At 51.2% G+C, this 19321-nt stretch carries 21 protein-coding genes and 1 riboswitch; of the genes, 17 read left to right on the forward strand and 4 right to left on the reverse strand.

All coding sequences use genetic code 11. The features are described from left to right. Positions 1-165: 165 nt before the first annotated feature. Positions 166-942 (forward strand): SDR family oxidoreductase, encoded by a 777-nt coding sequence (locus tag JG50_RS0105470; RefSeq protein WP_033100094.1) that lies wholly within the window; start codon positions 166-168, stop codon positions 940-942. Positions 943-1026: 84 nt separating this feature from the next. Here JG50_RS0105470 and JG50_RS0105475 read toward each other — a convergent pair whose 3' ends face one another. Continuing rightward, positions 1027-1206 (reverse strand): hypothetical protein, encoded by a 180-nt coding sequence (locus JG50_RS0105475; RefSeq protein ID WP_033100095.1) that lies wholly within the window; start codon positions 1204-1206, stop codon positions 1027-1029. Between the two features lie 151 nt (positions 1207-1357). On the opposite strand from JG50_RS0105475, the gene JG50_RS0105480 reads away from it, so the two are divergent. The 3 genes from JG50_RS0105480 to JG50_RS0105490 all read left to right on the forward strand — a co-directional run bounded on the left by JG50_RS0105480 (position 1358) and on the right by JG50_RS0105490 (position 5773). Continuing rightward, a complete protein-coding gene (locus JG50_RS0105480) occupies positions 1358-4039 on the forward strand; it encodes a transglycosylase domain-containing protein (protein WP_033100096.1) in 2682 nt (893 codons plus the stop codon). A 100-nt stretch (positions 4040-4139) separates the two neighbouring features. Further along, a complete protein-coding gene (locus tag JG50_RS0105485; RefSeq protein ID WP_033100097.1) occupies positions 4140-5186 on the forward strand; it encodes a YkvI family membrane protein in 1047 nt (348 codons plus the stop codon). A 17-nt stretch (positions 5187-5203) separates the two neighbouring features. Beyond that, the gene (locus JG50_RS0105490; protein ID WP_033100098.1) at positions 5204-5773 is read left to right on the forward strand and encodes a glycerol-3-phosphate acyltransferase; all 570 of its coding nucleotides are present in this window, start codon (positions 5204-5206) and stop codon (positions 5771-5773) included. A gap of 41 nt (positions 5774-5814) precedes the next feature. On the opposite strand, the gene JG50_RS0105495 is transcribed toward JG50_RS0105490, so the two are convergent. After that, the gene (locus JG50_RS0105495; protein ID WP_033100099.1) at positions 5815-6609 is read right to left on the reverse strand and encodes a DUF2797 domain-containing protein; all 795 of its coding nucleotides are present in this window, start codon (positions 6607-6609) and stop codon (positions 5815-5817) included. Between the two features lie 256 nt (positions 6610-6865). Between JG50_RS0105495 and JG50_RS19995 the strand changes: the two genes are divergently transcribed. Further along, entirely contained in the window at positions 6866-7033 is a 168-nt protein-coding gene (locus JG50_RS19995; protein ID WP_160173816.1) for a hypothetical protein, read from the forward strand. 22 nt (positions 7034-7055) lie between these two features. Continuing rightward, entirely contained in the window at positions 7056-7937 is an 882-nt protein-coding gene (locus tag JG50_RS0105500; RefSeq protein WP_033100100.1) for an SDH family Clp fold serine proteinase, read from the forward strand. A 165-nt stretch (positions 7938-8102) separates the two neighbouring features. Here JG50_RS0105500 and JG50_RS0105505 read toward each other — a convergent pair whose 3' ends face one another. After that, complete coding sequence (locus JG50_RS0105505; RefSeq protein WP_033100101.1) at positions 8103-8435, reverse strand: metal-sensitive transcriptional regulator; 333 nt, start codon at positions 8433-8435, stop codon at positions 8103-8105. A 992-nt stretch (positions 8436-9427) separates the two neighbouring features. After that, positions 9428-10267, reverse strand: coding sequence for an alpha/beta hydrolase family protein (locus JG50_RS0105515; RefSeq protein WP_033100103.1), 840 nt, complete (start codon positions 10265-10267; stop codon positions 9428-9430). Positions 10268-10341: 74 nt separating this feature from the next. Next, positions 10342-10531, forward strand: a riboswitch (cobalamin riboswitch). 148 nt (positions 10532-10679) lie between these two features. Here JG50_RS0105515 and JG50_RS0105525 point away from each other — a divergent pair. From JG50_RS0105525 to JG50_RS0105575, 11 genes are all read left to right on the forward strand, one after another. Further along, complete coding sequence (locus JG50_RS0105525; RefSeq protein ID WP_033100105.1) at positions 10680-11621, forward strand: ABC transporter substrate-binding protein; 942 nt, start codon at positions 10680-10682, stop codon at positions 11619-11621. After that, positions 11618-12652, forward strand: coding sequence for a FecCD family ABC transporter permease (locus JG50_RS0105530; protein ID WP_033100106.1), 1035 nt, complete (start codon positions 11618-11620; stop codon positions 12650-12652). Before JG50_RS0105525 ends, JG50_RS0105530 begins: the two co-directional genes overlap by 4 nt. Positions 12653-12667: 15 nt before the next feature. Further along, positions 12668-13456, forward strand: a complete 789-nt coding sequence (locus JG50_RS0105535; protein ID WP_052154027.1) for a heme ABC transporter ATP-binding protein — start codon at positions 12668-12670, stop codon at positions 13454-13456. Next, on the forward strand, positions 13453-14046 hold the full coding sequence (locus JG50_RS0105540) for a cob(I)yrinic acid a,c-diamide adenosyltransferase (protein ID WP_033100107.1): 594 nt from the start codon (positions 13453-13455) through the stop codon (positions 14044-14046). Before JG50_RS0105535 ends, JG50_RS0105540 begins: the two co-directional genes overlap by 4 nt. Before the next feature lie 40 nt (positions 14047-14086). Beyond that, entirely contained in the window at positions 14087-14443 is a 357-nt protein-coding gene (locus tag JG50_RS0105545; RefSeq protein WP_033100108.1) for an arsenate reductase family protein, read from the forward strand. A gap of 116 nt (positions 14444-14559) precedes the next feature. Next, positions 14560-15003, forward strand: coding sequence for a ferritin family protein (locus JG50_RS0105550; protein WP_235281618.1), 444 nt, complete (start codon positions 14560-14562; stop codon positions 15001-15003). 268 nt (positions 15004-15271) lie between these two features. Then, positions 15272-16873: a thiamine pyrophosphate-binding protein gene (locus JG50_RS0105555; protein WP_052154028.1), complete on the forward strand. Its 1602-nt coding sequence runs from the start codon at positions 15272-15274 to the stop codon at positions 16871-16873. Between the two features lie 191 nt (positions 16874-17064). Beyond that, positions 17065-17604: a peroxiredoxin gene (locus JG50_RS0105560; RefSeq protein ID WP_033100109.1), complete on the forward strand. Its 540-nt coding sequence runs from the start codon at positions 17065-17067 to the stop codon at positions 17602-17604. Between the two features lie 79 nt (positions 17605-17683). Then, positions 17684-18124, forward strand: a complete 441-nt coding sequence (locus tag JG50_RS0105565) for a TlpA family protein disulfide reductase (RefSeq protein WP_033100176.1) — start codon at positions 17684-17686, stop codon at positions 18122-18124. Positions 18125-18138: 14 nt separating this feature from the next. After that, a complete protein-coding gene (gene gcvH, locus JG50_RS0105570; protein WP_033100110.1) occupies positions 18139-18522 on the forward strand; it encodes a glycine cleavage system protein GcvH in 384 nt (127 codons plus the stop codon). A gap of 368 nt (positions 18523-18890) precedes the next feature. After that, on the forward strand, positions 18891-19316 hold the full coding sequence (locus JG50_RS0105575; RefSeq protein WP_033100111.1) for a hypothetical protein: 426 nt from the start codon (positions 18891-18893) through the stop codon (positions 19314-19316). Positions 19317-19321: the final 5 nt, after the last annotated feature.

Genomic DNA, 19321 nt, shown 5'->3' on the forward strand with positions numbered 1-19321 from the left:
AACCGGATCATCACATGGGTGATCCGGTTTTTCTGTTCAGGGCGGTCATGACTGATGGCCGGATAGCCGGATTGGCCAATGGAATTCCGGGCCGATGCAGATTTTTTTGCCACTTTTTTCATATAGATTATGGAAGAGATGAAAGAATGAGAGGGTGACGTGAACATGGCGAAGCCGGATCGGCCCGTCGCATGGGTGGCAGGCGGCCCGAGGGGCTTGGGCGTGCAGGTGGCAAAAGGATTGGCCCGGGACGGATACCGAATTGTGATCAATTATCGAAAGAGCGCGGAAGCGGCCCGAAAGTTGGCAGCAGAGATCGAACAAATAGGAGAAGAGGCGTATCTCATCCAAGGCGATCTGAGCCGGTTGGAGGAGATCCGGGACATGGCCCGCCGGGTTTTGAACCATTGGGGCAGGGTTGATGTACTCGTGCTGATGGCCGGGCCTTTCATTTTCAATCATACGCCTGTTGCCGCGTTTACGGATGCGATGTGGCGGGAAATGATAGAGGGAAATCTGTCCGGGGCTTTTTACTTGTTCAGGGAAATTATTCCATATATGCGCAAGCAGGGAGGCGGGCGCCTGATCACCCTGGGTTATCCGGATGCGGAAATCGCTCCGGCATGGGCGGGATTTGGGCCTTATGCCGCGGCCAAGACGGGTCTGGTCACCCTGACGCGCACCGTGGCCCTGGAAGAAGCGGAAAACGGCATCACCGCCAATATGGTATATCCCGGCGACATTCGCGATCCTTACAAGGAAGCGATGATTGCCGAAGCGCGGGGCAAAAAAGATCCCCGCACACCGATCGGGCGTCCGGGTACGGGGGAAGACGTGGCACGGGTGGTCCGTTTTCTCGCCCATCCTGATTCCGATTTTATTACCGGTGCTGTGATTCCGGTGACGGGGGGTTTTACAAATCCGCGATTTTATGTAAAATAGGCATAAGTTTTGTGTAATATTCCTGTAATAATTTTAAAAACCGACAAACCCTGTTCACATGATTTAAGCTATAATGATGAAGTGCTATTTAGAAGAATTCTTTTCTTTTCTATTTATGTAAAAAGCCAGCCAAAACCAGAAAGCGGAGCCGCCCAAGCCTAGGATCAGACCGGTCATGCCGGCTGTTTTCCAAAGGAACAGGGAGGCGGCGATCCCGATCACCCCGGTTGTGCGGCTCGCAAAAATGACAGCCTGTGTAAGCATGTTTTCTCACCTCTGCTATTACTATAGCACAGATGAGAGGCTGGCAAAAATGCAAGATCGCAGTCCTGGAAGTGGATGATTCGGCGGATCCCGATGCTGGGATACAGATGAAGCAGTGTGCAGGTAACACGTGTTTCAGGAGGTTAACGCAATGGACGATTTTCGCAAGGTGAGCATGAGGAGTGGGTATTCGCCCATGCCGCCGCGTTCTCGCAGCGAACGAGTCGGTCCCCGCTCCCGCTCCGGCGGACGAGGTACCGGGGGCCCCGGGAAGCGCGGGAAGAAAGCGGGATGGAGACGTTTTTTCACATGGAAATGGTTCTTATTGGTTCTTTTAACATCTTTTCTGCTCATGGTCGGTGGATGTTCCGCCATCATGATGTCAGCCAACCCGAACGAATTGAACAAAGTGAACAAGAACAATATCGCGGCCGCGTCGAAAATCTATGCTTACAATAATAAGCAAGAGCCGGTCGACTCCTTCGGGTATGACAACCGCGAATGGATCAGTATGGATGAACTGCTCAAGCATAATAAACTGATGGTCAACACATTTGTGAAGACCGAGGACCGCCGTTTCTACCAACACCACGGGGTGGACTTCCAGGGGCTGGCCCGGGCGGTTGTCAAGGATGTCATCTCCATGGATAAAGCGGAAGGGGCCAGTACGATCACCCAGCAGGTCTGCAAAAACATCGTGTTGGAGAACTCTGCCAAAACGTATACCCGTAAAATTAAAGAGATCGGTTGTGCGCTCAACCTGGAGCGAAAACTGAAAGAAGAGGGAAAAGATCCGAAAAAGCAGATTCTCGAAGCGTATCTCAACTACATCAGCTTCGGCGGCAACATCGCCGGGGTGCAGATGGCGGCCAAATCCTATTTTGGCTACGATTTGAAAAAGCAAGAGCTTCCGGTGCAGGATGCGGCCATGCTGGCCGGGATGCCGAAAGGGCCGTCGTTGTATAACCCGATCCGGCACAAAGAAAAAGCACTGGAACGCCGAAACGTCATTTTGACGCAGGTCATGCCGGTTGATGATGTGATGCCTCCGCTGATTTCGCAGGCAGAAGCGGATAAACTGGCGCAAACGCCTTTGAACCCTTGTGAAAACTGTGCGGAGAAATACGCCAAGAAGAGCGATTTTGACGCGTACAAGGATCTGATTCAAAAAGAGCTGAAAGAGGAATATGGCATCGATCCGGATGATTTGGCAACGGGAAGCTACCAGATTTATACGGCGCTTGATCCCAAGGCGCAAGGTGCGGTGCAGGAAGCTCTGAAGAAAGACAGCCTCTTTACCAACGCTTCCGGCACAAAGCTGACAGCGGGCGGAGGCAAAGTGGATGCCGATGCGGGAATTACCGTGATTGACCCCAAAACAGGCGGGATTCGTGCCATCGGCGGCGGACGGAACTTTGTCCATACCGCTCATATCCGGGCTTTGGAACTGCATCAGCCGGGTTCATCGATCAAGCCGCTCACGGTCTATTCACCGGCGATTGAGAAACATGATTACAATGAGTATTCGATTGTTCACGACAAACCCGTCGACTGGGCCGGTACTTGGCATCCGCAAAACTATGAACCGGGCAGCTTCGGTGATATCCGGATGGAAAAAATGGTGGAGGAATCGTACAACCTGTCGACGCTTAACCTGTTGCACGATGTCGTGACATTGCCTGTGGCCTTCGAATATGCCCAAAAACTGGGCCTCAATCTTGTACCAAATGACCAGGCGTATGCTGCCTTGGGTCTTGGCGGTTTGACCAATGGGGTAAATACGGTGCAAATGGCCGGAGCCTATTCCGTCTTCCCCAACGGTGGTTATTATTATACCCCGCATGCCATCGTGAAAGTGGTGGATGCGGATGGCGACGTCAGGAAACGAAAACATCCGATTGAAGACACTCCTACCAATGTATTCTCGAAGAAAACAGCTTACTATATGACGAGGATGCTGAAAAAAGTAGTGAGTGAGGGTACGGGTTCCACATTTGCCGGATTGCATAACGGTTGGGATGTGGCCGGTAAGACGGGAACGATTAACGGAGAGAAATCCGGCTGGTTTGTCGGCTATACGCCTGATCTTGTCTGTGCGGTTGACGTATTCTACCCGGGTTACTCCGGTGACGACTACGTCAAGATGACCGGGGGAACGGCGCCGGCAAAAATCTTCTCCTACGTGATGAAGAAGTTGACCGACGATAAACCGCCGAAACACTTCAGCAATTTTGGGGTTCCTGATCCACAGCCGCCGTTTGAGCTGCATGCTCCGCATCTGACTGCCGTATCCCAAGAGGATGGCGTTCTGCTGCAATGGCAGGCTCAGCCCAACCGGGTGAAATATCAGGTGTTCCGCGACGGGCAAATGATTGCGGAGCTTGGTCCGGGTTCGACCAGCTATAAAGATACCGATGCCAAACCGCCGGCAGCTTCCGGAGGAGATGGCGGAGACGGCGGATTCTGGGATAAAATCATCGGTGGCGGTGCTGCTCAGTCCAAATCCTACACGTATAAAGTGGTAGCGATTGACACGCAGGCAACCGATCCCGGTGCAGCGCAAAAAGAAAGTAATTCGGTGACGGTGACCCTATCACCAAAAAAGCCGGAAAACCCGGATCCAAACGGAAACACGAACGACCAAAACGGCCAGAATGGCCAGAATGGTGGCCAAAACGGGAATAATCCCGGCGGCATTTTCAATCCTCCTCCGTCTGATGGCGGCCAGAATGGCGGTGGTACCCAAGATGGTGGCGGCCAGGATGGCGGCTCAACCGGAGGAAACGACAAACCGCCAAAAGGTGGCGGTGGAGGTGGCGGCGGCTGGTGGTAGTCGCAGCCCTGGAAAAGACCAGCGAACTTTCGCTGGTCTTTTCTTATGCCCGTTTTCATAAACTAGTCCTAACCAGAATAGAGAAGGGACGTGGATTGCCTTGCATGCATTTGGCAGATGGCAGCGTGCCAGCCGCGTCGGGTTTACCTATATCGGAACGGTGATCGGGGCCGGATTTGCATCCGGGCAGGAGATATTGCAATTTTTTACCTCCTTTGGCGAGGAGAGCATCTGGGGAGTGCTGCTGGCAACGGGCCTGTTCGCCTGGTTGGGATCGCGCATGATGTTGATGGGCGCCCGGTTGAGGGCGTTTTCTTATGAAGAATTCAATACGTATCTGTTTGGTGAGCGCTGGGGGCGCTTGATGACCTTATTGGTGGGGCTGATGCTGTTTGGCGTCACCACGGCGATGATGTCGGGGACAGGGGCACTGTTTCAGGAGCAGTTGGGTTTTTCCTTCCATCTGGGCGTCATTTTAACGGCTTTATTCTCCTTTATTGTGATTTTGCGCGGGATGGATGGCATTTTATCGATTAACACTCTGGTCGTTCCGTTCATGTTTTTGTTCACCGTTCTCGTCGCGATTTACGCATGGGGCAGCCATCCGGGATCACTTCTGATTACTTTCCCGGAAGAGCCGCTGCACCATCACTGGTTTCTGGCCGCCATTGTGTATGTCGCTTTTAATTTGGTCATGATGCAGGCCGTGCTGGTTCCGCTCGGTGCCGAAATCGAGGATGAAAGCACCATCCGCCTGGGCGCCTGGATCGGCGGCCTTGGACTTGGTGTGATGCTGCTTGCCTTCAATTTTGCGATGCAAGTGCATTGGAGTGAAGTGGCTCATTTGGAAATCCCGATGGCCTATGTGATCAGCACTTTGGGGGCGGGAATGAAATATTTATTTTTGGTGACGATTTGGGCGGAGATTTTCACCACCCTCGTCGGCAATGTGTACGGCTTGACGGCCAATCTTCGACAGATGATTCCGCTTTCCGATCGTCCGATCGTTGCCCTGATTTTTGTATTGGGCTATCTGTTTTCCCTGTTTGGCTTTCCCGCATTGGTTCGTTACTTATACCCGCTGTTCGGCTATTGCGGATTGATGCTGTTGGTGCTGCTGATCTTTCGCCGGTTGCCCAATCTGTAGAAAGGAGGAAGAGAGGGATGGCCTTACTCATATCGATCATCATCGCCTATTTCATCGGCGCCCTCCCGTTTGATTGGTGGGTGGTCACGAAGCCGGCCTATCGCCTTCGTCTTCCTTCCTTTTCCGTATTGAACCGGCGGGAGGCATTTGTCCTGATCGTCATTGATCTGGTAAAGGGGATGGCGGCGACGCTGATCGGCTTTTCGGTCGCCGGCTGGATGGGAGCCTACCTGGCTGCTGTGGCTGTAGTGGTCGGCAGTTTGTATTCGGTGTTTCTCGGCTTCCGGGGGGGCACCGGGATCGGCGTGGCTGCCGGGGCGCTGCTGATTTTAAGCCCTCTGCTGATTCTCATCGGCATCTTGATCTACCTTTTCAGTCTGCTTACGACACGGGTGCTGTTTGTTTCCACGTTGCTGACCACGACGGCGATGATTATCTTTGCCGTTGTGCTGGCCACCCAAATCTATGTGTGGATGGTGATTATCGTGGTCGGGGGGCTGATCTTGTACCGGATTCGGCCGAAATGGAAACGGATCAAGCGCTTTGAACCACCCTACCGCTTTAGAAACCCGTTTCGGCTGAAATAAAATGGATGCGCACAAAAAAAAGCAGGTTTTTTCCCTGCTTCTCAAAATTCCAGCGCCACCTTGAACCCCGCATGTTTGCGCACACCAAACACGCCGTTGTCCAGGATGAGGTACTGCGCTTTGACGCCGATCAGTTTTCCGCTGATTGTCTCCTGTTTTTCCAGATTAAACGAGGTGATCTTCGTCGGGGTGCCGATGTGTGGGTAATCGAACTGAAGCACTTGCGGCTCCTCGATCAGATAGCGGCGGTATGCGTCCGGCAATTTTTCGATTAAATCAGCCCGGGTTTGCAGCAAATCGATGTCGGCTGTTTCGTTTTTCAACATTTTGCGCCAGTTGGTCTTGTCGGTGATGTATTGGGAGAGGAAAACTTCGATTTCGCCGGCATCTTTTCGGGTGGGCACTTCCATCAACGGCAGGGCCGCGACCGCTCCCTGATCGACCCAGCGTTTCAGCCGGTTGGTTTTTCGCGTGATGCCCACTTTGACATCGCTGGACAGAGCCAGGTAGACGATATGGGGCTGCATGCAGTGATGCCGGCCAAATTCGGGGTCACGGCAGGTTCCTTCATGAAAATGGCAGCGTTCCGGCCTGACGATGCAAATGTCATTGTCCGGCAGTTTGCGAAAACAGTTAAAACAGGAGCTGTTGTTGCCGTAAAACTTTTTCGTTTTGCGGCCGCAAAAGATGCAGTTTCGCTCACCGAGGAACGTGATTTGTACTTCTTGTCCCAACCGCGCGTTCAGCCCGATTTCCTGGTCATCCAGTTGCAGGGCGTATTCGACGGGGGCCGCCCCCTGATGAACAAGCGGGCGTAGGATACCGATTTTTTTCACGGAAAAAGCTCCTTTGCATAAGTATATTTCAACGATCGAGATTCGCTCTGGCAGAATCGATTAGTTTCAGTCTAGCAAAGATCGGGCAAATCGATCAATAGAATTCAAGATGTGGAAAATCGGGGGAGATCGGGAGGAACAGCGGCGAGGAAGTGTCAAAAAAGGATTTTTTGCCGGTGAGAATTACCTGCATCTTTCTGAAATGTTTCGCATATAGTATACTTAAGGTATGCTGGCTGGAGGAGGGTTGTATGCCATGTTCGATGCTTTATTGGCCGCGAAAGAAGACGCGCTTGTCAAATGGAAAAAAGAAAGCGAATACGAAAATTTCACGAAGTCGGTACAAAAGCTGAAAAGAGATATGGAAACGATGGGAATCAAGCCATCCAAAGAAAAGTTGTACGGTCGCCCGTACCGGGTCTAATCCAAAGAGAAAAGGGGATTCCATGGATTACCAACAGCTTTCTTTGCCAAAGCAGACACCGCTTTATCATGCCGTTCACCGCGACCGCTATGAAAGGCAGGAATTTATCAAGGAGATTGAACAGGCAACGGGGCGAAGAATCCTGGTTTATTTAGCCAATTTGTCACATCCTGACAGCGCGATCACCAGAGAAGATATCGCTCCGTTTTATGAAATTGTTTCTTCCCTTGATGAGAACAGCGATGTCGATCTGGTGATCGAAAGTCCGGGCGGTGATCCGAATGCTGCCGAAACCCTTGTGCATACATTGCTCTCCAAGACGAAGCATTTGCGCGTTGTAGTTCCCCAGGCGGCCAAAAGTGCAGCGACATTGATCAGTTTGGCGGCCGATGAAATCATGATGAGCAATACGTCGGAACTGGGGCCGATCGATCCGCAAATTTCCATTCCCACGGTTTTCGGTTATCAGTACCGGCCGGCCCAAGCGTTTCTGAATGGATTGGAAATCATCAAGAGAGAACATGCCAATGGACAACCCCTCAACTCGGCTTATCTGCCGTTTTTGCAGGGAGTTGACGCAGCTTTGATCGATTTCTGCCACAAATCGATTGAACATTCCAAACGTTTGGCGGTGAAGTGGCTCCGGCGGTCGATGTACAAGAATCATCCGCTCAAGGCCAAACAGATTGCCGAGACATTGATCAACATTGACAAATACCCCAATCACGGTTCGGTAATTAACTATCAGGAGGCGCAAGCAATCGGGTTAAACGTTGTCTACAAACCGTTTACGGACCCGGTTTGGCAGGCGCTTTGGCGGCTATATACCCAATACCTGGTCATGATGCGGGAGAAAGCAGGCGTAAAAATATTTGAAAGCAATGTCTCCTCCGTCATGATTTAAGTTTGGATAAAAATTCGGGTAAATCACCCGGATTTTTTTATTTTACCGAATTCGCAGGCCGGATAGCGGTGCCTCTCTGATCGGCCGGCAGGGGTGTGGGAAGAATCAGGGAAGCACCGTGTACCTCCCGGTTTTGCCATGATTCGGGGATCCGGCGACTGCCGTTCATTTCATCAGTTTTTTCACCGTAATGAGCAATTCGTCGATCACTTCAATGTCGCCTTCCTGCAACCGTTCCACCACGCAGCTGCGCAGATGCCCTTCGAGAAGAATTTTCCCCACACTGTTCAATGCGGATTGAATCGCTGCGATCTGATTGAGCACATCGTCGCAGTAGGTATCATTTTCAATCATTTTTTTTACGCCGCGAATCTGCCCTTCCACCCGGTTGAGCCGGGAGATAAGGTTGTTTTTTATTTTCGGCGGGTGGTGGCTTTTACGCCCTTCGGCAGGGCAGCATTTTTCCTCATATGGAGGTTCAACCATCATTTCACCCATTTCTGACTGATTTCTCTTAGACGTTCCTATGCTATTTTTTTATTATATCTCGAATCAAGGCAGTATGATAATTTCTTTTTATGATGGACATTCATAAAGATTATTTCCAGTACGACAGTTGCGATTGTGGGTTATAAAATACATGGCAACTATAAGGTTTTTTAGGAATAAAATTCGCTCCTTCATATTTTAATGAATCAAAGTTTATTTGGTAAAAGAGAAGGTACATGATATGAGAGATTTTCAAATCAATAAGCATAATTTTTTGTTTAATATTATTATATTGAATAATAGTGAATTTATTACATAATGTAATTATTAAATTATATCAGGAGGGTGGATCTTTGAAAAAGATAAAACCGATCGTTTTATCTCTTCTTTTTTTCATCTCCATTCTCAGTTTGCCTTTTGTGAATGTAAGTCAGGTAGAAGCAGCTTGTTCGGATTGGGCTGCACAATGATTATTTACGCCTCCCCCCGAATGGCCATATTGGAACCAGTAATCTGTGCTATTCTAGCGGGGATAAAATCTATGCTCGCGTGATTGCAAATAATGATGGCAATAAAAATGAAACAGTGGGTGTATACTTACAAAAATTGAGTGGCGCAGTTGGGTAACCTTGTCTAGCACACGAGTATATAAAGATGGTGATAATCATTATTTTACATTTTCCAATCTTTCCAGCGGAACCTATCGTTATCTTGTAGAGAATGACCGGCCTCATGATGCCTGGGTGAGAGCAGATTTATCAACCGATAAAGATATCGCCGCATTGTTGGGGCATCCAGGTAAATAAACAGGCTGTAACTCGGTCTTTTGCAATCATTTGATCCCAATCAAACCACATAAATTTTGTTCCCTTGAAAAACGCCATTCCTTCAAATACCTTCAGAAAGAATGGCGTTTTTTTATAAATATGTTGGATGTGAAATGAAAACCAACAGAATCGAAAATACCAGAGAAACAATGCCGATATTTTTTCAGAGATTCTCTAAAACTCCGCCAGGAAAAAGTCTGTTGTCAGGTTCAGCGCCTCTTCCAGCTGCGGGGAGATTCCGGCAAAAGGATGCACCGAACGAAACGTGTGATCAGCCCCGCGGATGATATGCATCGACGCATGGGGAGCGCGTTTGGCCATTTGTTCGGCTCCTTGCAAAAAGCCGGGGAGATCTTCGTCGCCCTGGATGATCAGCAGGGGCTGCTTCAGTTCAGGCAGTCGGTCCATGAACTGGAAGCGTTCCCGGTTGGCTTCAATGTCGTCCAACACTTCACGGTCGATCGGAAGCTGTTGTTTCGTCCGCGCATTGGTGACATAGCCGATTCCCTTTTGCCGGATTTCCTCCATCACTTCCGCAGCGAAAAAGTCGGGGCGGTGGATGCTGTTGAAAATGGCTACGGCACGGATTTCCCCGGGATGATCAAGGGCAAAGATGAGGCTGTTTCCCCCGCCGCGGCTGTGGCCCAGAAGGCCGATGCGCTCCACATCCAGTTGCTCTGCCCCGGGCAGACGGCCTTGTTTCAGATGGCTGAGCAAAACGGACAAGTCTTCCTGCTCCCGGGTAAAGGTCAGGTGAGCGAATTTGTCCAGCTGTGTAAAGCTCTGCAAATCTTCACCGATGCCGTTCATGGAAAAATTAAACGTGATCGCTGCGATCCCTTTGCCGGCGAGGCGCTTGCCGATCACCGGAAAAAAAGACCAGTCCTTGAATCCTTTGAAACCGTGGCAAATGATGACAACCGGATGTTTGCCCCCGGCGGAAGGAAGAAACAGATCCCCGCGGATCACCCGGTTTTCCTTGTTCAATTCAATTGTAAATGGATGTGCCGGCATTGAAGAATCCTCCTTTTTTCATCTGGTTTGAAAATTGCCAACCCTCATCCTCTTCTTCTATAATGATAACGAACGAAGTGCATGGAGAAAAAGGTCTTTCTTTTTACGGGAAAGCGAAGAGGGAAGCCGGTGAGAATCCGGCGCGGTCCCGCCACTGTGATTGGGGAGGACGGCTGCCGTTGATGCCACTGTCCGGACGGATGGGAAGGCGCGGCCCGACGATGAACCATAAGCCAGGAGACCTGCCTTTTTCAATCCATCTGCGTTCTCCTTCGAGGTAAAGGAGAGACGTATGCGCAAAGGGGTTGTATCCGAACCCCCCTGTTTTCGCATGCCATTCTCCTTCCTGTGCCCTTTAAGGCCGGCACAGGTTTTTTCATGAATCGAGCCGAACAGGAGGGGGTTGATCAGATTGCGTAAACTTAATCGTGTCATGGTCTTATGTTTATCGTTTGTGCTCTTGTTTACGTTGGCCGGATGTGCGGGCGCAAATAATCCTGCCGGGCAAACAACGCCGAAAGCGTCGGGGACCAGCTATCCGGTGCAAGTGAAGGATATGGCCGGAGAAGTGACGACGATCAAAAAAGAGCCGAAGCGGATCGTTTCGCTTATTCCGAGCAATACGGAAATCGCCTTTGCCCTTCATTTGGACAAAGAAGTGGTCGGGGTGACGGCCAATGACGATTATCCGGCCCAGGTGAAAAAATTGCCAAAAGTGGGAGACTTCACGATCAATGTGGAGCAGGTGGTCGCGCTCAAGCCTGATTTGGTGCTGGCCAATACGGCGAATGACAAGCAGACGATCGAACGGTTGAGAAAGCTGGGCATTCCCGTGTTGGTGCTGGGGGCGAACAGCATTCAGGACGTTTATCGCTCGATCAACGTCACAGCTGAAGCGACCAATCATCTCCCGGAAGCCAAACAACTGATTGACGGAATGGAAAAAGAGCGGAAAGAGATTGCCGACAAGATTGCCGGGGTTCCCAAGGACAAACGGATGAAGGTATGGATCGAACTGGATCCCAATCTGTTCACCACGGGCGGGGATACCTTCATGAATGAGCTGGTCACCGCTGCCGGAGGGCAAAACGTGGCCGGCGGATTAAAGGGCTGGCCCAAGGTTTCTCCCGAACAGGTAGTCAAATGGAATCCCGACGTAATCATCACTTTTCACGGCGGGGAAAAAGAGATTTTGTCCCGTCCGGGCTGGTCTTCGATCAGTGCCGTGAAAAACCACCGCGTCCACGCGCTTGACCCTGATTTGACCAATCGCCCGGGGCCGCGCATATTTCAGGGCGTGAAACAGATCGCATCGCTTCTCTATCCTGAACTTTTTGGCGGGAAGTCAAAGTGAAGGGCCGGCCAAAGAAGCTGATCTGGGGCGGGGGACTTTTCCTCTGCCTCCTTTTCACTTTCTCACTGTCGGTCTCGCTCGGCAGCACACATATTGACATGATGACCGTCTGGAAAGTGATCGGGGAAAAATGGGGCGTGGGCAACGGAAGCGGAATTAACGCCACCGATGCCGTGATCATTTGGCAATTAAGGCTGCCGCGGGTGTTGTTGGTGGCTTTGGTCGGGGCGATTTTGGCCATCGCCGGCGTGGTTTATCAGGGGATATTGCAAAATCCCCTGGCTGATCCCTATATTCTGGGGGTTTCCTCCGGGGCATCGGTCGGGGCAGTTTTGGCGATTGTGACCAGTTGGGGTGCGGCATTGCTGGGAGGCTGGTCGCTGCCCGCCTTTGCCTTTGCCGGGGCCTGCCTCGCACTGGCGCTGGTGCTGATGCTTGCCCGCGGGCGTTCAGGACTCAACGTGATCTCCCTCATCTTGTCCGGAGTCGTTGTCCAGAGTTTTTTTGCCGCGCTGCTCACCTTTGCCCTGTCATTTAAACCGGAAGAGATGCAGCGGATTCAATTCTGGCTGATGGGCGGGTTTTCGCTGGGGGACTGGAACCAGGTGGGTGCGGTATTTCCCTTTTTACTCATCGGTTTTCCTGCCTGCTGGCTGATGAGCGCCGATCTCAATCTGATGGCACTGGGGGAACGCGCGGCGGCCCATCTCGGGGTCAATGTGGCAAAAACGAGAGTTTGCCTGCTTCTCATCGCATCGATGATGACCAGCGCGGCCGTGGCCGTCTCCGGCATGATCGGCTTTGTCGGATTGGTGATCCCTCACATCATGCGCATGTTGACCGGCGCCGACCATCGCTCTCTGCTTCCCCTGTCTGCATTGGCCGGGGCGATCTTGCTTCTGCTGGCGGATTGTCTGGCGCGGACGCTGATCGCTCCCGCCGAGTTGCCGATCGGAGTGATCACCTCTTTTGTCGGGGTGCCTTTTTTCGCATTGATCCTCAAGCGGCATCAGCGGAAAAAAGGGGAATAGAAAGGAGGGGGCACCATGCTTCAGGCAGCCCGGTTGGGGAAAAAAGCCGGCGGCCGCTGGCTGTTACAGGAGATCGATCTGTGTGTGGAGAAAGGGGAAATGGTTGGCGTTCTGGGGGCAAACGGCAGCGGCAAAAGCACGCTCATCCGTTGTCTTACGGGCGAATGGAAAGCGGACAGCGGCGAGGTGAGGCTGAAGGGAGAGCGGATCGACACGTATTCGCCCAAGGAAAGAGCGCGGATTGTCGCCGTCCTGGCCCAGGAACCGCTGGGAGAGATCGAATTTACAGTCGAAGAAGTTGTGAAAATGGGCCGTTATCCGTACCAAAGCAGGTGGTCATGGGCCTCCGGGCGTGATTTCGATGTGTGTGATTCCGTGCTGCGGCAAACCGGGCTCTGGCCGATGAAACAACGGCAACTGGCCGAGCTGAGCGGCGGGGAACGGCAGCGGGTGGCGATTGCGCGAACGATGGCCCAGGAACCGGAATTATTGGTTTTGGATGAACCCACGACTTTTTTGGACATCCGGCATCAGCTGGCGATTTTAGATTTACTGAAAAAGTGGCAGTCTGAATGCGGCCTCACCATCCTGATTGTGCTGCATGACCTCAACTTGGCAGCGCAATATTGCGACCGGCTGGTTTTGCTGAAAGAAGGCCGGATGGTGACCAGCGGTGTTCCAAAAGCGGTTATCACCCGGGAGAGGATCGAAGAGGCATATGGGGTGACGCCACTGCTTATGACGCATCCGACGCTTCACGTTCCGCAAGTTTTTTTGCAACCCGCAAAGGAGGAGAAAAAATGAAAATCTACACCCGAACCGGTGATGAAGGGAAAACCGGCCTGATCGGAGGGCGTGTCAGTAAGGATGATGTCAGGGTTGAAGCATACGGGACGGTGGATGAGTTAAATGCTTTCGTCGGCGAAGCGGTGATCCGCCTGGACGCAAAACGGGATGAGGATCTGATTCAGGATCTGACGGAAATCCAGCACGAACTGTTTGATGCCGGTGCAGACTTGGCGCAAGCGGGCAAAAGCCGCCAGTACAAGGTTTCTGCGGAAATGGTGACCCGTTTGGAAGAGTGGATCGACAAATACGATGCTGAATGCAAGCCGCTTCAGCGCTTCATTTTGCCCGGTGGTTCCCCGGGAGCATCTGCGCTTCACGTCTGCAGGGTGGTCGCGCGCAGGGCCGAGCGGCGCGTGGTCACACTCTGTGCGCAGCAGGAGACCAATGATGAGGTACGCCGTTACCTCAATCGTTTGTCCGACTTTTTCTTCACAGCGGCCCGTGCCGTCAATGCCAGAGCCAACGTTTCCGATGTGGAATACAAGCGGGGCAGTCAAGTGTTTAGGCAGGCGGATGCGGGGAAAAATGAAAAGGATAAACAGTAGAGGCTGAGGTCTTTGTCAACAGGAACAGGAGGAATGACCGATGTCCCTGATCATGTACCAATACCCGAAGTGCGGAACATGCCGGAAGGCCAAGAAATACCTGGAGGAACACGGCATTTCGTTTACCGATAAAAATATCGCCGAGGAGCCGCCTTCGCGTGAGGAACTGGAAAAACTGATCAAAAAGAGCAGTTTGCCGATCAAAAAGTTTTTCAACACCAGCGGGCAAAAATATCGCGCCCTCGGATTGTCGCAAAAGCTGAAAGAGATGAGTGAGGAAGAAATGCTGGATTTGCTCGCTTCCGACGGCATGCTCATCAAGCGCCCGATCGTGACAGACGGCAACAAGGTGACGGTTGGGTTTAAAGAAGACCTGTATAAAGAAACGTGGGGTTAGAAAGAGGTAACATCCTCGACCGTCATTCGGTCGGGGTTTTTTTGTGCACGAGGTACAAGTGGCGTACATACACTTTCCATAGCATTGTCGTTACTTACTGCGAGGAGGAACGAATTGTGTATAATATTCCCTATCTGCAAATATCGCAAGCACTGGATACGCATCTGGTTCAGGATATCGCCCACGCGATCAACGGAGAATACAGTGCGATTGCCTGCTATGCCCAACTGGCAGAATTGGCGGATACTCAAGAGGAAAAAGAGCGTATTTCAGAAATAAGAGAAGATGAAATCAAACATTATCGTGCCTTTTCCAATATTTATTTTCAGCTTACGGGTAAACAACCGGAACCGAAGATCACGGAAAAATGCCCCGATAACTTTAAAGAAGGATTAAAGTTTGCAATCAAGGATGAACAGAAAACGGTTGACTTTTACCTGGATCTGGCTGACCGGACAAGAAACCGGAATATAAAAAGAGCGTTTCAGCGCGCCGCAGCAGACGAACAGAATCACGCGGTCTGGTTTTTATATTATTACACATTGCAATGTTGCGGATAATTTATAGAAACCGGTGTGTTGATTGATTAAATACGGTACGGTATTAAATTCCGTCAAGGCGACAAGAGTCCAAGACTCATACCGGAAAAACGAAGCCTCCTGTTATAGTGGGGCTTTGTATTTTTTAGGAGTGAAAGTGATCCCGTTGCCTGTTTAATGCGATGGCAGCGTTGAAAATTCCGGAGCATGATCAAGCGAAGCAGATGTTTTTCGTGATCGGTTGTGTAAGATAAAACGGAAATAGGCACAATAGAAAGGGAGGTGTGAAATGGGGATTCATGTCGCCGGGCATTTGCTCAAACAGCTGGATATTTGGGGATGTCAGCGAATTTACGGTGTGATCGGGGATGCCAATCTTGATTTGCTTGGCGAACTGGCGAAACAGTCCGGGGTGAACTATATCGCATGTCGTACGGAAATGGGAGCTGCGCTGATGGCCTCGGCAGAAGCGAAATTGACAGGAAGGCCTGGCGTTGTTCTGGCGACAAGCGGTCCGGGGATCGTTTCGCTTTTGAATGGATTGGCGGATGCCGCGGCTGACGGTGTTCCGGTACTGGCCATCACCGGTCAGGTGGAGCGAAGCAAGTTGGGAACGGGCAGTAAACAGGAAATCGACCAGCAGCGGTTAATCGAGCCCATCGCCCTCTTTTCCGCACTGGTCGCTGACGGGAAAGGATTTTCCACACAGTTGAATCTGGCCTTCAAAGCGGCGGTAAACCGGGGCGGTGTTGCCCATTTGTCGATTCCCAAAGAGATGTGGCGGGAAGCGACGGATGAAATCTTTTACCCGAATCCGCCGCTTATGCCGCCGCTCCAGCCGCAACCTGAGGTGATGGCAGAATTGCTCTCCCGGCTGGGGCAGTCGACGCGGCCTGTATTTTTGGTGGGGCGGGGGATTGCCGGAGCAGAAGAAAAGGTGATTCGCCTCGCAGAAACGGTTCAGGCGGCGATTATTGCGACGATGCCGGCGAAGTCGCTCATACCAAATGATCACCCTCTGTTTGCCGGCGGATTGGGACAGGCGGGCAGCCAGTCGGCAACGGATCTCCTGCAGATGGCGGATTTATGTGTGATCCTGGGAGCAACCTGGTGGCCGCAAGCGTTTGTGCCGCAAAAGATTCCGGTGATCCAGGTGGACCGGATCCCGGAGAATATCGGGCGAACGCGTCCCTGTGTCACCTCGGTGGTTGGCGATGTGTCGTATGTGGTGGAGGTTTGTTTGCAGGAGATGCCGCAGAAGGATCAGGCGGAGTGGATGGAACTGATTCAAAAGCGCAAACAGAGCTGGCAGAAACGGATCGAGGAGGAAACCTCGCCTTCGGCCGGCATGCTTACCCCTGCCAGGCTGATGTCTGCTTTGGGCACGCTTGTTGATCCGCGGGCAGTCATTGTCCTTGATGTCGGAGACCATACTCTTTGGTTTGAACGAACCTTTCCCTTAAAGCAACAGGAAATTCTGATCTCCGGGAAGTGGAGGACGCTCGGATTTGCCCTGCCGGCAGCAATTGCCGCTGCTCTCAATCATCCCGGGCGTCAGGTGATTGCCATCGTCGGTGACGGGGGTTTTCCGGTGACGATGGCTGAGTTGGCCACGGCAGCTGCCCGCCGTCTCCCGATCAAGCTGGTTTTGCTGAATAACGGATGTTACGCGATGGAGAAAAACCGCATGAAAAGCGCCGGTTTGCACACGCTTGGAGCTGATTTGGACAATCCGGATTTCGTGCGTCTGGCCGAATCGTTCGGGTTTAGCGGATATCGCATTCAGAAGGAGCAAGACTTGCCGCTGCTAAAAGAAATGATCGCGATTGACCAACCGGCACTGGCCGAAGTGATCTGCGCAGATGGGATGCTTCCTCATACGCGGATTTAGGGAAAGACTTTGGCGTAGTAAATGACAAAAGATCTCAATTTATAATTAATATAAATTAGTATTGACTTTAATCTGGGGGCGTGTTATTTTTAATTTGTACCAAACAGGCCTTACCCGCTGTTTAATGCTAATCCAAATTGGGAAAGGTAAGTTTGGATCAAAAGTATACTTAATCTGAGGAGGTTATTCTCGTGGCACATCGTCTTGTAGGATTGCCAGCTCCCGATTTTGAATTGGAGAGCACCAAAAATCTTGAAACGCTTGACGAAAAGGTGCGCCTCTCCGACTATAAAGGAAAATGGCTCGTTCTGTTCTTCTATCCGCTTGACTTCACTTTCGTATGCCCGACGGAAATCACTGCTCTTTCCGATCGCTACGAAGAGTTTGCCGATCTTGATGCGGAAATTCTCGGTGTAAGCACCGACAGCAAATATTCTCACCGCGCTTGGATCAACACTCCGCGCGATGCCAATGGTCTCGGTAAAATCAATTATCCGTTGGCTGCGGACACCACCCATAAAGTAAGCCGCGACTACGGCGTTTTGATCGAAGAGGAAGGAGTTGCGTTGCGCGGGTTGTTCATCATCGACCCGGAAGGCATTGTTCGTTATCAAGTCGTGCATGACAACGATATCGGACGCAGCGTTGATGAAACCCTGCGCGTATTGCAAGCATTGCAAATGGGTGGACTGTGCCCTGCCAACTGGAAACCGGGGGATAAAACCCTTTAATCTTCACATCGATTCCGAGGGCCTAACTAGTGCGTTAGGTCCTCTATTTCCATAAAAGGGGAGGCTGAAGAGAATGGCGTTGCGTTTGCGTACGGAAATGCCCGAAATCAAAGGGATTACGGAATGGGTCAACGGCGAAGTGACCAATGAAGATCTGAAAGGACAACCGGTGATCGTTCACTTCTGGTCCATCAGCTGCCACATGTGCAAGAAGAGCTTGCCGGAAGTGAACAAGATGCGTGAAGAGTATCCGCAAATCAAGTTTGTCGGGATTCACATGCCGCGTTCGGAAAAAGATACAGATGTGGACGCAGTCAAAGAAACCATAGTAAAATACGAACTGAAGCATCCGCAAGGGATCGACAACAGCCACAGCGTCGTGGATGCTTTTGAAAACGAATTTGTTCCTGCTTTTTATCTGTTTGATGCCAACGGATTGCTCAGACACCGCTCTGCGGGCGAAAAAGCCCTGTCGATGTTGAAACGTCCGTTGGAACGCGTATTGGGAGAACTTGAGTAAGCGGAGGGTCCGACATGAATTTGCCAAAAGAGCTGCGTTATTCAGAAGAACATGAGTGGGTACAGCGCCTGGAAGGAAACAAAGTGCGGATCGGGATTACCGACTTTGCGCAATCGGAATTGGGAGACATCGTCTTTGTCGAATTGCCGGAAGCAGGTGCCGAGCTGAAAGCCGGGGAGCCCTTTGGCAGTGTTGAATCGGTTAAGACCGTCTCGGAATTGTATGCGCCGGTCAGCGGAAAAGTGTTGGAGGTAAATGCTGCTTTGGAAGGGTCTCCGGAAAACGTAAACGATTCTCCTTACGAAGACGGCTGGATGATTGTTGTGGAAATGGCAGATTCTTCCGAACTCGAAAACCTTCTTGACGCTGAAGGTTACGAAAAAGTGGTCAGCGAATAAGTTGGCTGACAGACTTTTCGCCCCTGTGGGAACTGTTGCCAGGCTTTGGCCGGCTGTCGGTCCTTCAGAAGGGGCGTTTTTGTTTTTCTGTGGACGGATTGCCACCATCGCACTCGGTTTGGCAGATTGCAAGGATGAGTGAAGAATTTTTGAAGGAGATTACATCGTTTCATATGGTTGCTGGTTTGCACGGAAGAGGCAATCGTGAGTTTGTCGGCGCACGGGAAGGAAATGGCAGTCTATTTTCTTTGGTATAGGTTGTTTTGAACTTACTGATTTGTGGTAAAATATATACACATCCATCGATTCTTGATCGGATCTGGAGAATGGATGATCCCGATCATGAGTGGGAACAGGAGGGAACGCCCATGAGTTACTGCTGTGGAGCTTCAACGATTGGTTTTATCGGGTCTTACCGGCAGCAGTCCGTCATGGTGCATCAGGTGCCATTGCTCTATTGCCCGGTATGCCATGATGTGCAAGTTCATCCTGCCGTAAAGGAAGAGTTTGAGCTGGTGGTAGATTATGCGAAGGAAGATCGCGTCAGAGAGGTAACCCTCCGTGAAACGATTACCCCCGAAATGATCGAGGAATGGAAAGAGTACGGAATCAGTTTTCAAGAAGATGCCGATTTTGAACCGATTTTGCGTGAACAAATTGATCATTCGCTCGATCTGCTCCGAGTTTCCAAGATTTTGAATGATAAAGAGTGGGGAGAAGAACTGAAAAAACGTTTGAAAGCGCTTACAACGCAATTGAAAAAACTGGAAGAGCAAAAAGAGGAAAGCAGATAGACAAA

This window comes from Thermoactinomyces daqus (assembly GCF_000763315.1).
In the GTDB taxonomy this organism is placed as follows: domain Bacteria; phylum Bacillota; class Bacilli; order Thermoactinomycetales; family Thermoactinomycetaceae; genus Thermoactinomyces_A; species Thermoactinomyces_A daqus.